The organism is Amycolatopsis sp. EV170708-02-1 (assembly GCF_022479115.1).
GTDB lineage: Bacteria > Actinomycetota > Actinomycetes > Mycobacteriales > Pseudonocardiaceae > Amycolatopsis.
On the sequence record NZ_CP092497.1, the window covers coordinates 4,952,939 to 4,969,123 of the forward strand.

Sequence of the window (16,185 nt, forward strand, 5' to 3'; positions counted from 1 at the left end):
TCAGGTTCCCTTCGCGGGGACGAGCTGCAGGTACAGCGCGGTCAGGATCGTGTTGACGAAGAACAGGAGCAGGAACGTGATCACCACCGACTGGTTGACGACGTCGCCGACGCCCTTGGGGCCGCCTCGGGGTTCAGTCCCCGGTAAGCCGCGACGACGCCGGCGAGGAAACCGAAGATGAACGCCTTGATCGAGCTGATCACGAGGTCGGGCAGCTGGGCCAGGGCGTTGAAACTCGCGAGGTACGCGCCCGGGGTGCCGCCCTGCACGATGACGTTGAAGAAGTAGCCGCCGAGCACGCCGACGACGCTGACCAAACCGTTCAGCAGCACCGAAACGCCGATGGCCGCCTGCACACGGGGCACGATCAGCCGGTGGATCGGCGAGACACCGAGCACCTCCATCGCGTCGATCTCCTCGCGGATGGAGCGGGCGCCGAGATCCGCGCAGATCGCCGACCCGCCCGCTCCCGCGATGATCAACGTGGTCACGATCGGGCTGGCCTGCTGCACCACCGCGAGGACGCTCGCCGCGCCGTTGAACTGCTGCGCGCCGATCTGGCTCGTGAGCGAACCGAGCTGCAGCGAGATGACCGCGCCGAACGGGATCGACACGAGGATCGCGGGCGTGATCGACACACTCGCGATGAACCAGAACTGCTGGATGAACTCGCGGATCTGCACCGGACGACGGAACATCGCGAGGACGACGTCGATCCCCATGGCGCACATGCGGCCGAATTCGCGAAGCCCGGCGGCGGCCTTCTCCGGCGCGCGGGCGAGGAGGGCGACTGGATTGGCCATCGTCAGGCTCCGTATCCGCGGACGGAAGCCGGGGAAAGCGCCTCCGGTCCCAGCGCCGCCGGGAGCAGGAAGGCGCGCGGAACGCGCCCGGTCATCACTGACATTCGGGCTTCCTCACTTCTACTTCTCCGGCCGAACGGCCAACTCGTGCAGCACGCTACTGGCGGAAGATCAGGGAGACAAGTAATTCGATAATGGTGTGGCAGGGAGGGGTCAAGGTTGTTATGGGCGTAACTGTTTTGCCTTGTGTCTCGTGAGTGGTAATGACGGTTCTAACCGTCCTTGCCACTCACGAGACCGCAGGTGATCGCTTTTGTCACCCCCGTCAGCCGCCGCGGCCGCGGAATTGTCACGCACACCCTGAGTCCTCTCGCTTTCATTGCGGCCGCACCGAAAACACCGCTACGTTCGGCGAATGGAGCAGGCTGCCATCGAGGTGACCGGCCTCGCCAAGCACTACGGTGAAGTGACGGCCCTCGCCGGCGTCAGTCTCCGGGTCGGCCGCGGCACCGTGCTCGCGGTGCTCGGCCACAACGGCGCGGGCAAGACGACGTTGATCGACATCCTCAGCACCCGCGTCAAGCCGACCGGCGGAAGCGCGAAGGTGTGCGGCTTCGACGTCGTGCGCGCCGGGCATCACGTCCGGCGGCGGATCGGGGTCACCGGCCAGTTCGCGGCGGTCGACGACGCGCTGTCCGGCCGCGGCAACCTCGAACTCGTCGCCAGGCTGCTGGGCGCGAACCGGCGACAGGCCAGGGCCCGCGCGGCCGAACTGCTCGCCATGTTCGGTCTCGACGACGCGGCGGACCGGCCCGCGCGGACGTACTCCGGCGGGATGCGGCGACGGCTAGATCTGGCCGCCGGCCTCGTCGGCTCCCCCGACGTCCTCTTCCTCGACGAACCGACCACCGGGCTCGACCCGCTCAGCCGGGCGGGGCTCTGGGACGGCGTCGAACGGCTCGCCGCGCGCGGCACCACCGTCGTGCTCACCACGCAGTATCTGGAGGAGGCGGACAGACTGGCGGATCACGTCATCGTGCTGGGGCTGGGGCACGTCACGGTTTCCGGGCGGCCGTCGGAGCTGAAGGCGCGGCTCGGGGAAAGGACCGCGACGCTGACCTTCGGCACCGACCTGGCCGCCCGCCGGGCACTGGCCGCATTGCACCGGCTCGGCATGGGCTGCACGACGTCGGCCTCCGGGCTGGTGATCGGTGTCGCGCTGTCCGGGCCCGCCGACATCACGGTGCTGGTCCGCGCGCTCGACGCGGCGGGCGCACCGATGAAGGACCTCACCGTCGCCGAGCCGACACTCGACGACGTCTACCTTTCGCTGCACCGGAATCCGGCGGCCACGCCATGACCGAGGCACGGCACCGCGCACCGTCGCAACCGGTGCTGACCAATCCGGCGACCTGGCCGCCGAGCACGTTCGCCACCCAGGTCCGAGTGCTCGCGGTCCGATCGCTGAAGACGGCTTTCGGCGACCGTCGGCTGGTGTTCTTCGGGCTGCTGCAACCGATCGTGCTTCTCCTGCTGTTCAGCCAGGTCTTCACCGGGGTCAGCACACTGCCCGGCGTCGCGGCGTATCAGGGATACGTGAACTTCCTCGTCCCCGCGACACTGGTGAACATCGCGATGACCACGGCGATGAGTTCGGGCGCCGGCCTACTCGCGGAGATCTACAGCGGCTTCACCGGACGCCTCCGGTGCATGCCCATCAGCCTTTCCGCCGTCCTGGTGGCGCGCACCATCTCGGATTCCGCCCGGCTCGGCGTGCAACTGCTCGTGACCGCGCTCGCCAGCGTGGTGCTGCTGGGTTTCCGGCCGACCGGCGGCGTTTTCGGTATCACCGCGGCGCTGCTGCTCACGCTCGTCGTCGGCTGGTGCCTGAGCTGGATCTTCGTCGCCATCACGACCTGGCTGCGCAAGGCCGAGACCCTGCAGATGGCGTCGTTCGTGGTGATGTTCCCGCTGATGTTCTCCTCCAGCGCGTACATGCCGCTGGAGACGATGCCGTCCTGGCTGCGGATGGTCTCGGCGCTCAACCCCCTCACCTACGCGATCGACGCGACCAGGGCGCTCGCCCTCGGGCGTCCGTCGGGCTGGTCGATCCCGGTGTCTCTGGCGATCGCCGCCGTGGCCGCGGCCGCCGGCGGATGGATCGCGGCCCGGACCTTCCGGACGCCACGGGACGTCACCCCGATGACCTGAAACTCCGCACTCGCGTGATCAGGGGCGTATCTCGCGTGCTTGGAGGCGTAACTCGCGAGTTACGCCTCCAAGCACGCGAGATACAGCTCCAAGCACGCGAGTTATTGAGGGGTAAGACAAAGGTGGCATGTCGGGCGGTTTCGTGTGACTGGATGGACGACACGCGTGTCCAGGCGGACGACTCGTGGCGGGCCCGAAACGCCACTCACGACCCGGCCCGCTCTTGACCAGGGCCGAAGGCTCCCTTCACCGCATTAGACGCGGCGAAGGGAGCCTTCAGCCCACCACTGACCCATCCGAGAACACGCCACGTTTGCCTTAACCCTCAAATACGCGCGGAGGACGTCAGCCCGGAAGGGACTCCAGGTGGTCCGCGGCCGCCACGACTCCCCCGGCCGCCGCGAAGGAGGCCCGCACCCGCGCGACGGACGCGGCGTAGGCGGGTTCGGCCAGCACCTCGGTGACCGTGCGGCGGATGTCGGGCGCCTTCGCGCGGTCGAAGCGCAGCCGCAGCCCGGCGCCGGCCGCCTCGACCTGCTGAGCCAGCATCGACTGGTCGTCCCGGATCGGCGCGATCACCAGGGGCAGCCCGGAAGCCAGCGTCTCGCTCACCGTGTTGTGCCCGCCGTGACAGATCACCGCCGCCGCTTTCCGCACCACTTCCGCCTGCGGGATCCGCTTGACGACCAGCACTTCGTCGCTGAGCAGTTCGCCGGTCGGGTCGACGACGAGGCCCTGGACGTCCGGCATCCCGGCGAGGGCGTCGACGCATTCGGACAGGAAACGCCGTCCGAGCGCCGCGTTGGCGGTGCCGAGGGTGGCGATGACGAGCGGGCGGCCGTCGAGCCGGTCCCACGAGAAACCCACCGGCGGCGCGGGAGCCAGCGCGGGGCCGACGAACCGGACCGCGCCGACGTCGGCGATCGGCCCCGTCAGCGACACGGTGGTGAACGCCAGGATGAGATCCGGCGAGAACCGCAGATCCCCGCACGACACCTGGTGCCGAACGCGGAGCCCCTCCTGCAGTCCGTCGACCCAAGCGGCGATCTTCGGCATGGCGCCCAGCGGATCCCCGAGTTCGGTGGACGTCGACGCCGACGTCACCCACGGCAGGGAACGGCGGCTCGCCACGAGGGCGCCCGCGAAAGCCTGCTGATCGGCGAGTACGACATCGGGCCGGAAAGCCTCCACCGCCCTCTCGACCCCGGGGACCATCGCGTCCGCGAGCGGGACCAGATACCGCTCCCACAGGTACTTCAGCGCCGCGAACCCGCGCAGGCCGTCGGGACGCCGCTCGACGGCGAACTCCAGCGCGTCACCCGCCGCGTACACCCGGCCCGCCCGCGTCAGTTCGGACGTCGTCGGTTCCGGGCCGCACCAGGCGACGTCGTGGCCGCGGCCCACCAGCTCGGCGGCCACCGCGCGCAACGGCGCGACATGCCCGGTGAGCGGCGGGACGACCAGCAGGTACTTCATCCGCGCGGCCTCCCGTGCCGGTCGATCCACTTCAGCAGCAGCTCCCGGACCTCACGGTGCTGCTCGACGAGCACCGAATGCCCTTGTCCCTCGAACACGTGCAGCTCGCCGCGGGGCAGCAACGAGGTCAGCGCGGTGAGATCGTCGGCCTGGTAGCCGTGACTGCCCAAAATGGACAGTACGGGGCAGCCGATCCCGGCCACCTGGTCCAGGGTCAGCAAGGGCCCGAGCGGGACCTCCTCGGCCATCGACGTGGACATGATCCGCTCGGCCGCCATTCTCGCCAGCCGCCGGTGATGCGCGCTGTAGTTGGCCTCGATCCAGTCGAAGCTCTCCTCGACCTTCAAGAACCGCACGGTGTGTTCGAGGATCTGCGACATCTTGCCCGCCCACAGTTCGGTGGCGGGCTCCGACTCGATGCACACGATGCTGCGCACCCGTTCCGGTTTCGCCACGGCGTAGCTGTAGGCGAGGGTGCCGCCGAAACTGTTGCCGACCAGGTGCACGGGCCGGTCGAGGTCGAGCTGGTCGAGCAGGTCGTCGAGATCGGCGACGAAATCCGCGATCGTGTACCCGCGCTCCGGGCGTTCGGTCTTGCCGTGGCCGCGCAGGTCGTAACTGATCACGTCCACCCCGGCGGCGGCCACCGGCGGGGCCAGCGTGAGGTAGAAGCTCGCCAGGCTGTCGGTGCCCATCCCGTGCAGGAACACCACGGTCTCCGTACCCCCGCCGGGCACGAGCTGCACGTTGGTGCGCAGCCCGTTCACGGTCATCGTCGGCACCTTCTCAGCCCCGTTCGCCGAGCCGGGCGGCCACGTAGTCGGCGATGTCGCCGACCCGGAGCCCGATCACGTCGTCGAGATCCTTCTCCGCCAGGAACTCCGCGAGATTGACGTCCTCGCCGAAGAACTCGGCGAGGATGCTCGCGAAGGTCACCAGGTCGATGCTCTCCAGGCCGAGATCCTCGTGGAAGGTGGTCCGCGGGGTGATCTCGATGCCGAGGACGTCGGTGTCCCCGACCAGTTCCTTCAGCAACTCGGCCACGGTGCCGAAGACCGACGCCGGGCTCTGCTGTTCGATCGTCATGCTCTGCTCCTTGCTCTCACCCGCGGTTCCAGGCCACCACGTGCCCGGGAATTCCGGCGAATTCCGCCCCGATACCGATCTCCTCGGCCAGCCCCGCCGGCTCGCCTTCGGCCCGGACCGCGATCCGGGGAGCCGTCGCGGTCTCTTCCCTGACCAGCGCGACCGCGACGTCGCCCGCCGACGCGACGGCCACCGCCAGCGGCGGCACGACCCGGCCGTGCAGGCCGGTGACCCTGGTCCCGTCGGCGCTCACGCGGAGTTCCGCCGGGTAGACGCCGTCCAAGCCGAGTTTCGAGCGGACCGCGTCCTTGATCGCGATCCGCTCCAACAGCCAGCCGCGCTGGCGTCGCGGCGCGCAGGCGGCGAACTCGGCGCGTTCCTCGGTGCCGAGATAGATGCCGGCGTAGATGTCCCGTGCGGCGGGGCTCGGCCACCGGTCCGTGACCACCGTCCAGCCACCGTGATGGTCCTCCGAAAGCCGGTGCCGGTCCGGGAAGGCGTAGACCCGGTGCGCGGGCCGGTCGCACGGGAACCGGATGTCGCGCCACTGCTCGATCCTGGCCAGCACGGCGCCGTCCAGCACGAGCTCCGCGTCCATCTCCAGTACGTCCGGCCGCGGCAGCCGGACCCGGACGACGCAGCGCAGCTTGGTGCCCGGCGCCGGTTCCGGTGCGAACCAGGTGACCCGGCCCATCGACGTCGGGAACGCCAGCAACGCGTCCGCCTTGGTCGCCATCAGCCAGCAGCCCAGCAGTTGGCCGACGTTGTCCAGCAGCGCGCCGGGCGCGGACGGCACGACGAGGTCGCCGCGGATATGCCGCTCGCCCAGCCCGATGAGCTTGTCGAGCCCTTGGTACGCGGGGCCGTGGAACATCTCGCGGCGGGTGTAGATCTCGGCGGCGGTCAGCGGCGGCGCCGTTTCCGGTCCGGGCGGCGGAGACGGCCGCGGGGCCGTCGGATAACGCTGAGCCAGGTGGACGTCCATACTGGCGTGCGGTCCGATTTGGACACTGATCCGGTCGCCCTCGCGGGTCATCGAAAGCGGCACCCGCACCGCCGGGGCGGCGATCAGCCAGCGGGAGAACGCCGCGTTGCTCACGCCCGTCGCGACCGTGCCCGGCCAGGCCCGTTCCGCTTCCCGGCAGGCCAGGTCCACCAGTGTCGTGGCGGGCACGGTGGGACGGAAGTCCGCCTCGTCCGGCCAGTCCTCGCGCTGCCGGAAGAACCGGTGATCGACCAGATAAGGCATCGTCGCGAGCGATACGTCCACAGTGGACTCGACCGTCCGCCGGGCCGCCGCGTTGACGACACTCGCCGCGGCCTGCCGGGTCTCCGCGAGCAGCGCGGTGAACTCCGCGACGATCGCGTCCGGCACGCCGTGGACCAACTCGGGAACCGCGCCGTCGAACATGCCCTTGACGTCGCCTTCGACCGAAAGCAGCGTGCCCGCCGTGTCGATCCGGGTCCGGCGCGGCTCCAGCGCGTCGAACGCGGGCCTTCCGCCCTCCACCCAGACAGCCGTGGCGACACGGCGCAGCTGGGCGAGACCCGCCCTCGTGCCGGAGGACGCCGGGACGACCAGGTGCGGCCGCGAGCCCAGCGTGTCCGACACGAACGTACCGAGCTGGCCGGCCCCCGCCTGCACGAAGACACGGGCGCCATCGGCGTAGAGCGCGTCGACCAGTTCCCGGAACCGGACCTTGCGCACCAGATGGGCCAGGTACAGCTCGCGGACCTCCACCGGATCCGTGGGATACGGCCGGGCCGTGGTCGCCGACCAGACCGGGATCCGCGGCGGCTTCAGGTCCAGTTCGGCCGCGAGCCGGGTGAACGGGCCGAGCCGGGACCGCATCAGCGGGGTGTGGAACCCGGACCGGAACGGCAGCGTCCTGGCGACGACGCCGTGCTGGGTGCACAGTTTCGCCAGCCTGGCCGCGGCGGCCGGGTCACCGCAGACGATCGTCTGCCGCGGCGCGTTCTCGTGGGAGATCATCAGCTCCGGTTCGGCGGCGAGCAGCGCCTCCGCCCGCTCCGCGGAACAGCCGAGCACGAGGAATTCGGCGTCCGGCAGCGTGAATCCCCGCGGCCAGTACCGGTTCAGCATGTCCTCTGTGGACTGTCCGGGGTACATCCCCGCCGCCTGCATCGCGGTCCATTCGCCGACGCTGTGCCCGGCGAGCAGATCCGGTTTGACGCCGAGCCGTCGCAGCGCGGTGTCGAGCAGCAACCCGACCTGGGACACACTCGACGCGCGCGCGAGCACGCTCGCCGTCGACCACTCGGGCCGGTCCAGGCCGAAGTGCCGGGCGACGTCGGCGCAGCGCGGTTCCGCGTCCGCTTCCAGCCCCGGGTAGACGAACGCGGTCTTCGCCCCGGTCTGCTCCAGCAGGGGCGCCGTCGTGCACCAGATGTCGTTGGGGCCGTGCCAGGAACCGCCCTCGGCCGCGATCTTCGCCAGCACCCTCCGCGCGACTTCGAGCCGCTTCCCGGTCGGCCCGACGATCCCGATCCGGCACGGACCGTGCCCACCGGACTCCGGATCCGGGCGATCAAGCAGGGCGCGCAGTTCTTCCGGTGTGGACGCCGCGAGCAGGAGGACCCGCTCGGGCTCTCCGGTCACCTTGGCCCGGCTCGGCCGCGACGGCGCGGGGTCCGCCTCCTCCAGCACCACGTGCGCGTTGACCCCGCCGAAACCGAAGGCGTTGACCGCCGCCCGGCGCGGGACGTCGCCCGACCGCCACCGCTCGGCGTCGGACAAGGCACGGAAACGGGTCTTGTCCAGCAGCGGACTCGGGTCGGCGCAGTTCAGGGTCGGCGGCAGGACGGCGTGGTGCAGCGCGAGCGCCGCCTTGATCAGACCGGCGGCGCCGGCGGTCGGCATGGTGTGCCCGATCATCGCCTTCACCGCGCCGATCGCCGCGCGGGGCCCGTCCGGCGGGCCGAACACCTCGGCGAGGGTGGCCAGTTCGGCGGCGTCCCCGGCCGGGGTCGCGGTCCCGTGCGCCTCCAGCAGGCCGAGCGCGCCGGGGGCGGTGGGGTCGAGGCCCGCCGACGCCCATGCGCGCCGCAGGGCCAGCGTCTGACCGGCGACGGCCGGGCTGAGGAGGCTCGCGCCCTTCCCGTCGCTCGACGTCCCGGAACCGCGCAGCACCGCGTAGACCCGGTCACCGTCGCGGCGCGCGTCGTAGAACCGTTTCAGCACCACGATCGCGGTGCCCTCACCGATCAGGAGACCGTCCGCGTCCCGCGAGAACGGGCTGATCCGCTGGCTCGGCGAGAGGGCGCCGAGCTGCGTGAACATCGACCAGAGCGTGTCGTCGTGGCAGTGATGCACGCCGCCGGCCAGCACGACGTCACAGCGACGGCGGGCGAGTTCGCCGATCGCCTGGTCGACGGCGAGCAGCGAGGACGCGCAGGCGGCGTCCACCGTGTACGCGGGGCCGCCGAAGTCCAGCCGGTTCGCGACCCGCGACGCGGCGAGGTTCGGCACCAGCCCGATCGCGGTGTCCGGCCGGAACTCGCCGAGCGGCTCCAGCAGAGCGTCCCGGAGCCGGTCGAGCATCTCGGGACGGGCCGACGGCAGGAGATCCCGGACGGCGCCGGTGATCTGGCGGACCGACCGGACCCGCTGGTCGAACCGCTGGAGCCCGGGCGAGAGATAGCCGCCCCGGCCGAGGATCACGCCGACGCGTTCGAGGTCGCCCAGCCGTCGCAGGCCACCGGCGTCGTCGACCGCCGCGGCGGCCACGGCCAGCGCGACCAGCTGGTCCGGTTCCATCCCGGCGACGGTGCTGGGGGCGATCCCGAGCGCCGTCGCGTCGAAGTCCAGGCTGTCGGCGACGAACCCGCCGCGCCGCCCATAGGTGCGGTCCGGCGTGCGGCCGTCACCGTCGTGGAAGCTCGGGTCCCAGCGGTGCGGCGGGATCTCGGTGATCGCGTCGGTACCCGAAACGATGTTCTGCCAATATTCGTCCACAGTGGACGAGCCGGGAAGGAAGACGCCCATCCCGACGATCGCGACCGGCTCCTGGTTCACCACAGCGACGCCGTGTACAGCACCGAGCGGACATCGGCCGGGCCGTAGGCCAGCTCGCGCAGGAGCGCGGCGGTGCCTTCGTCCGGGTCGATCAGCGCCACCTCGCGGCGCTCGTACTCACGCGCGAGCTCCGGCGACACCATGCCCGCGTGATCGTCCGAGGGCGCCCACGGTCCCCAGTGGACGGTCAGCGCCCGGCATCCGGTGCGTTCCGCCCACTGCTCACCGAGGGTTTCCAACGCGTCGTTCGCCGCCGCGTAGTCGGTCTGGCCCCGGTTCCCCAGCACCGCGGAGATGCTGCCGAAGAACGTCACGAACCCTGGCCGCACACCGAAATGCTCCAGCGCGTCGAGGAGCGCCCGCGCACCGTCCACTTTGGTCCCGTAGACCGTGCGGAACGACTGCTCGTCCTTGTCGGTCATCAGCTTGTCGTCGATCACCCCGGCCGCGTGGACGACGCCGTCGATGCGGCCGTAGCGGGTGTGCAGATCCTTGACCACCTGCCGGACCGCGGCGGCGTCGCGCACGTCGAGGGGCCGGTACGCCGCGGTGCCGCCCGCCGCGCCGATCTGATCGAGCGTCCGCGCGATCTCGCGCTGGGCCAGCACGGTGCGCACCCGGCGTTCGATGTCCGCCAGCGAACCGCCGCGGGCGGCCAGCGCCGAGCGCATACCCGGCGCGTCAGCGGGGAGGTCCTCGTCGCCGGGTTCGGCAGGCCACGGGGTGCGGCCCGCCAGCTCGATCCGGCATCCGCTCGCCGCGAGCGCGACGGCCGCCCGTGCGGTGATCCCGCGGGCGCCGCCGATCAGCAGCAGCACGGAATCCGCGTCGAGGCCGAGCGCCTTGACCTCTCCCCCGCCGGGGCCCGCGCCCGCATACGCGACCGAGCCGAGGGAACCCGCGGAAGGCTCGAACGCCGCACGCCCCGCGGTGTCGTAGCGGACCGCGGCCGGTCCGTCCGCGATCGCCTCTTCCAGCACGATCCGCCCGAGGTCCACTGTGGACTCCAGCTCGACCAGCCTGGTCGGCTCGTTCCGTTCCCGTGCCGCGGCGCGGACGAGACCGCGTAATCCGGCGGTATGCCCGGCGCCCGTCCTCGCCACCACGACCACCGTGCCCGTGGCGCTCTTGAGCAGGCCGAACACCTGCGCCGCGACCGGCTCTTCGGCGTCCGACAACGGATTCAGCACGACGAGGACGTCGGCCTCCCGCTCGGCGGGCAGGGCGCCCGCGTCGGCGAACACCGCGCGGACCGATTCGGCCAGCTCCTCCTGTCCGGGCTCGAAGCTCACCGAGACCGTCTTACCGGTCACCTTGGCGAGATCGGGCGTGCCGAGCGGCGCGGACACGCGGTCGAGCAGGTACCGGCCGGGCGCGGTGCCTGCCGGGGCCTCGTCCTGGGTCGCCGCCACGGTGACCGGGGCGGCCGGCTCGAGCCATTTCCGCAGTCGTGCGGCCAGTGCGCTCGCCGTCCGGTCGCGGCTGAGCTGATCCTGGGCGTCGTCGTGCACCCGGCCGGAGAGGCCGAGTTTCGCGAGCAGCGAGCCCGCGATCTCGGTGCGTTTGATCGAGTCGATGGAGAGATCCGCTTCCAGATCGAGATCGGCGTCGATCATCTCGGCCGGATAGCCGGTGCGTTCGCTGATCGCGCCGATCACGGTGGCCAGGACATCCGTGACAGGGACCTCCGGGGCCTCCGCGACCGGTTCCGGCTCGGGCACGACGACCGGGGCCTCGACCGGCGGCAGCAAGGCGGGCACGACCGGCGCCCGCACCGGGGCGGGGGCGAGCGGCGCGGTGCCGAGATACCCCAGCATCACGTCCCGTTGCGCCGCCAGCAGTTCGCGGCTGGTGCGGAGGAATTCGACGACGGCCTGGTCACGACCGGGCGCGGGCTGGTTCATGGTCGTCCTCGGGATTCGTCGGGCGGGCACGAGCCCATGGGCGGGGACCTCGCCGCCGAGCGCGCGGACGGTCTGGCCGTCCACGGTCCAGGCGGGCTTGGGGAGTGGGCCGACGCGGACACGGCCGCGGAAGAGCCGTTCGGTGCGCACGTCGACGCCGGTGAGCGCCACGCGCGCGAGCGCGGTGAGGAACCCGCGCAGCCCCGGTCCACCCGGGTCGCACGCGATCACGGTGTGCGGACGGTCGCCGAGGATCTCCTTGGCCAGTCGGGAAAGCACCTGCCCCGGACCCGCCTCGACGAACGTGCGCGCGCCCGCCGCGTACATGTCCTCGATCAGTTCGACGAAGCGCACCGGCGAGCCGATCTGCGCGGCGAGCCCGGCGCGCACCGCGCCCGCTTCGTACGGCCGCGCCGTGCGGTTCGACCACACCGGCGAACCCGGCTCGCCGATCTCGGCGTTGTCGAGGTCGACGGCGAACACGTCGCTCGCCCCGGCCACCAGGGGGCTGTGGAAGGCGCACGCGACCGGGATCCGTTTGGCGCCGATCCCCTGTGCCCGCAGTTCGCGGACCGCCTCCTCGATGGCGGCGGTCGGTCCGGAAAGGACGGTCTGGCCCGGCGCGTTGTGGTTGGCCAGTACGACGTCCGGATGGTCGAGGGCGGCGGCCAGTTCGTCGCGGGACGCCTTCACCGCGGCCATCGCGCCCGGGTCGGCGCCCGCGACCTCGGCGATGGAGCGGGCCCTGGCCCGGCTGAGCGCCACCAAGGTCGCGGTGTCGAACGCGCCCGCCACCGAAAGCGCGGTCAGCTCTCCGTAACTGTGCCCCGCCAGCAGATCCGGCCGGACGCCGAGGTCGGCGAGCAGGCGGCAGACGGCCGATTCGACGAGCCCGAGCGCGGGCTGCGCGACGCGGGTGTCCTTGAGCGCCTCGTCCTGCGCGGTGCGGGCGTCTTCGGTGAAGGCGCGCGGCGGGAACGTGGTCGCGGCGACGTCGGGAGCGAGCCCCAGGACGTCGGCCAGTTCGGGGAAGTGCACGAAGAGCTCGGCCAGCATCCCCGTCCGCTGGCTGCCCTGGCCGGGGAACAGGAACGCGACCTTGCCCGCCTCGATGTCGCCCGCCGTGAACCCGCCCTTGCCTTCGGCGGCCTCACGCAGTTCCGTGAGATCGCCCGCGACCACCGCGAGCCGCACGGGGCCGGATCCGCCTCCTTCGGCGGCGAGCGCGGCGATCTCCCGAAGCGGGCGTCCTTCGTTGGCCGCCAGCAGATCCCGCAGCGCGGCGCGAGCGGCATCCACGTCGGCGCCGCGGAGCAGGACCAGCTCGGCGTCCCAGTCACGGGGGCCGTGCCGCCGTCCCGGCGGGACACCCGGCGCGGCGAGTACGGCGTGGAAGTTGGTCCCACCGAACCCGAACGCGCTCACTCCGGCGAACTCGCGTCCGCGCGGAACCGGCGCCGGCCGGGCGCCGGTGGAGAAGGTGAAGGGACTGCTCTCGGCATCCCAAGCGGGGTTCGGCCTGCTCAGGTGCAGCGTGGGCGGCACGACCTCGTGCCACAGCGCCAGCGCCGCCTTCATCAGGCCCGCCAGCCCCGCCGCGCATTTCGTGTGCCCGATCTGGCTCTTCACCGAACCCAGCGCACAGGTGCCCGGTTCGGCGCCCGCGGCGAGGAAGAACTCGGTGAGCGTGGTCAGTTCGGTGGCGTCGCCGACGACCGTGCCGGTGCCGTGCGCCTCCACCAGCGAGACGTCCGCCGGGGACACCCCGGCGTCGCGATAGGCCCGCGCGAGGGCTCGCCGCTGCCCCTCGGGACGCGGCGCGGTGAGGCCGAGCGCCTTGCCGTCGCTGGCGGCGCCGACACCCTTGACCACGGCGTAGACCCGGTCGCCGTCGCGTTCGGCGTCGGACCGCCGCTTGAGCACGAGACACGCGACGCCCTCGCCGAGCGCGATCCCGTCCGCCGACGCGTCGAACGGACGGCACCGGCCGGTCGGCGACAGGGCCCCCGCGGAGGTGAACATGAGGTAGTCGTTGACCCCGTTGTGCAGGTCGACGGCACCGCACAGGACCATCGAGCTGGTTCCCGACCGCAGTTCCTTCACCGCGAGGTCCAGCGCGGCCAGCGACGAACCGCACGCGGCGTCCACGGTGTAGTTGGTGCCGCCGAGGTCGAGCCGGTTGGCGATCCGGCCGGAGATGACGTTGGCGAGCGTGCCGGGGAACGAATCCTCGGTCAGCTCCGGCAACTGCGCGAGGAGTTCTTCCGGGACGTCTTCGAGGTAGCTGGGAAGCAGCGCGCGCAGGACACCGGCGTTCGCCAGGTCTCCCCCGGCTTCGGCGCCGAAGATGACGCTGGTGCGCTCACGGTCGAAACCGCCGTCACCGTAGCCCGCGTCTTCGAGGGCACGGCGCGCCGTCTGCAGGGACACCAGCTGGGCCGGGTCGATACTGCCCATCGACCTGGGCGGGATGCCGTACGCGAGCGGGTCGAACTCCACCGGCGGCAGGAAACCGCCCCATTTGGACGTCGACTGGTCCGCGTAGACGTCGGTGTCCCAGCGCGCGGCCGGCACCTCGGTGACGGCGTCCGTACCGTGCAGCACGTTGGACCAGAAGGCCGGGAGATCCGGCGCTCCGGGGAAAACGCAGGCCATCCCGACGATCGCGATGTCACCGTCCACAACGGACTCTTCCTCGGGTGTGCGGGCGGCGAGCAGTTCCGCCGCGCCTTCGGTGACTTCCCGATGCAGGGCGGCGATGTCGGTGCGGTCTTCGCGCAGGACGGTCACCTGTCCCGCCATGTACATCCCCTCGGCGAGCTGGCCGAGCGTGTCGACCTCGACGAGCGCGTCGCCTTCCCGCCGGATGCCCTTGCTCGCGATCCGCAGCCGCCCGGTGTTCAGCTCTTCCAGCCGCTGCCAGGCCTCCTGCGGTGGGACGCCGTCCGCGCGGAGCCCGGCCTTCAGCGCGGCGAACTCGTCGGTGTACGGGCTGGGCAGGCAGCGGGTGAGATGCCCGGGCGCGGTCTCCAGGGTGACCGTGGATCCCGCGTCGAGCACCCGGTCCTGGAAGGTCCCGGTGATGGCGCCGTGGGTCACGGCTTCCTCGGTGAACAGGTACGCGGTGCCCATCAGGACACCGGCGCCGTCACTCAGGGGCTCGGCCATCGCCGACACCATGGCGGCGGAGCGGGCGTCGTGGATCCCGCCCGCGAACAGGACCTCGACGCTATCGGCGCCGTGTTCGCGCAGGACGTCCAGCTGCTGCTCCCACAGCACGAAACTCGACCGCGGGCCGATATGCCCGCCGCATTCGGCGCCCTCGAAGACGAACCGGCGGATCCCGGCGTCGAGGAATTGGCGCAGCAGGATCGGCGAGGGCACGTGGAGGAAGGTCGCGATGCCCTCGGCCTCCAGCGCTTTGGCCTGCGCGGGTTTGCCGCCCGCGATCAGCACGCAGCGCGGGCGCGCCGCCCGGATCGCCGCGAGCTGTTCGGCGCGCAGTGCCTCCGGGACGAAGCCGAGGATGCCCGCTCCCCAAGGCCGTTCACCGAGCGCTTCGGCGGTGCGGCCGAGCAGTTCGGCGGTCTTGGCGCCGTTCGCGGTGGCCACCGCGACGAACGGGAAGCCGTCGTGTTCGGCGACCGCGGCGGCGAAACCGGGCTGGTCGCTCACCCGCGTCATCGGTCCCTGCACGACCGGCAGCCGGGTCCCCAGCGTGCGGCACAGCCGTACGCCTTGGTCCGAGGGGATCGTCGACGGCGCCGCGAGCGACCGCACCACCGAACGGACAGCGCTTTCCGCGTCCTCGAAGCGCTTCGCGAACAACGCGCTGAGCCCGTCGTCCGCCCTGGCGAGTTCGTTCCGGGCCGCCGCGGGCACGTCGGCCTCCGGGAACAGGCCGAGCCCGTCGAGCACCACACCCGCAGCGCCGCCCGCGATCGCCGCCACCGCGGTGCGCGGCCCGATACCGCCGAACGCCCATACCGGGACGTCCTCGAACCGCTCCAGCAACCGCTGCAGCAGGACGAACGTGGTGAGATCGGAGCCGCCCGCTTCGGCTCCCTTCGCGACCAGACCGGAGGCGCCGGCGTCGAGCATCCGGACGGCCTGCTCGACACCGGTCACCTCGGCCAGCACGGGGAGGCCGGCCCTGCCCCGCCAGACCGCCCCCTCGGCCAGCAGCACGAGCCCCGCGCCGCTTTCCCGCACTTCTTCTTCCCGCACGTGCCCGCCCGCCGGGATCCGGACACCGAACGGGAAGTTTTGGTCCATTGTGGACCCGAGCTCCACGATCCCGAGGCCGCCGCCCCTGGTGACGGCGGCCGCCAGCCCCGGGTCCGGGCATCCGAGCGGGTTGACGCCGAGTACCCGCGTGCGCGCCGTCGCATGACTCACCGGCGGACCTCCTGTTCGGCTGGGGCTGGTCGAACCTCGCCGGGTTCGGCGATCTTTCAGCGGGATTCCCAAGAAATAACCTACTTGCCGCAGAGAGCGCAATACTCTCGTGCGAAAACTCGGAAAACAAGGGAACACATGCTAAAGTCCGGCGCCGGAAACAAATATGTCGACACGGTCAGAACAAGCCTCTGACCTGCACTTTTATCACCTTCGTCGGCGATTTGAACAAATCATTGCTCACTGGCATGACAAAACAGAAGAATTGTCA

At 71.4% G+C, this 16,185-nt stretch carries 7 protein-coding genes and 1 pseudogene; 2 read left to right on the forward strand and 6 right to left on the reverse strand.

What is annotated here, in order from left to right; all coding sequences use genetic code 11:
* Positions 1-803, reverse strand: a pseudogene (locus MJQ72_RS22550) (MlaE family ABC transporter permease).
* A gap of 415 nt (positions 804-1,218) precedes the next feature.
* On the opposite strand from MJQ72_RS22550, the gene MJQ72_RS22555 reads away from it, so the two are divergent.
* Together MJQ72_RS22555 and MJQ72_RS22560 are read left to right on the forward strand one after the other, a co-directional pair.
* Entirely contained in the window at positions 1,219-2,163 is a 945-nt protein-coding gene (locus MJQ72_RS22555) for an ATP-binding cassette domain-containing protein (protein ID WP_240592958.1), read from the forward strand.
* Positions 2,160-3,014, forward strand: coding sequence for an ABC transporter permease (locus MJQ72_RS22560; protein ID WP_240592959.1), 855 nt, complete (start codon positions 2,160-2,162; stop codon positions 3,012-3,014). Before MJQ72_RS22555 ends, MJQ72_RS22560 begins: the two co-directional genes overlap by 4 nt.
* A 345-nt stretch (positions 3,015-3,359) precedes the next feature.
* Here the strand turns inward: MJQ72_RS22560 and MJQ72_RS22565 are convergent, their stop codons facing one another.
* The 5 genes from MJQ72_RS22565 to MJQ72_RS22585 are packed head-to-tail and all read right to left on the reverse strand — an operon-like array spanning position 3,360 to position 15,914.
* Positions 3,360-4,490, reverse strand: coding sequence for a glycosyltransferase (locus tag MJQ72_RS22565; protein ID WP_240601392.1), 1,131 nt, complete (start codon positions 4,488-4,490; stop codon positions 3,360-3,362).
* Positions 4,487-5,272: an alpha/beta fold hydrolase gene (locus MJQ72_RS22570; protein WP_240592960.1), complete on the reverse strand. Its 786-nt coding sequence runs from the start codon at positions 5,270-5,272 to the stop codon at positions 4,487-4,489. The genes MJQ72_RS22565 and MJQ72_RS22570 overlap by 4 nt, the downstream gene beginning before the upstream one ends.
* A 4-nt stretch (positions 5,273-5,276) precedes the next feature.
* Positions 5,277-5,576, reverse strand: a complete 300-nt coding sequence (locus MJQ72_RS22575) for a phosphopantetheine-binding protein (RefSeq protein ID WP_240592961.1) — start codon at positions 5,574-5,576, stop codon at positions 5,277-5,279.
* Positions 5,577-5,592: 16 nt separating this feature from the next.
* Positions 5,593-9,615, reverse strand: coding sequence for a beta-ketoacyl synthase N-terminal-like domain-containing protein (locus tag MJQ72_RS22580; protein WP_240592962.1), 4,023 nt, complete (start codon positions 9,613-9,615; stop codon positions 5,593-5,595).
* On the reverse strand, positions 9,609-15,914 hold the full coding sequence (locus tag MJQ72_RS22585) for a type I polyketide synthase (protein WP_240592963.1): 6,306 nt from the start codon (positions 15,912-15,914) through the stop codon (positions 9,609-9,611). Before MJQ72_RS22585 ends, MJQ72_RS22580 begins: the two co-directional genes overlap by 7 nt.
* Between the last annotated feature and the right edge of the window lie 271 nt (positions 15,915-16,185).

Excerpts from the sequence above, each read along its gene's own strand:
- MJQ72_RS22575 (WP_240592961.1), bottom strand. The coding sequence starts at position 5,576 with ATGACGATCGAACAGCAGAGCCCGGCGTCGGTCTTCGGCACCGTGGCC.
- MJQ72_RS22565 (WP_240601392.1), bottom strand. The coding sequence starts at position 4,490 with ATGAAGTACCTGCTGGTCGTCCCGCCGCTCACCGGGCATGTCGCGCCG.
- MJQ72_RS22560 (WP_240592959.1), top strand. The coding sequence starts at position 2,160 with ATGACCGAGGCACGGCACCGCGCACCGTCGCAACCGGTGCTGACCAAT.
- MJQ72_RS22555 (WP_240592958.1), top strand. The coding sequence starts at position 1,219 with ATGGAGCAGGCTGCCATCGAGGTGACCGGCCTCGCCAAGCACTACGGT.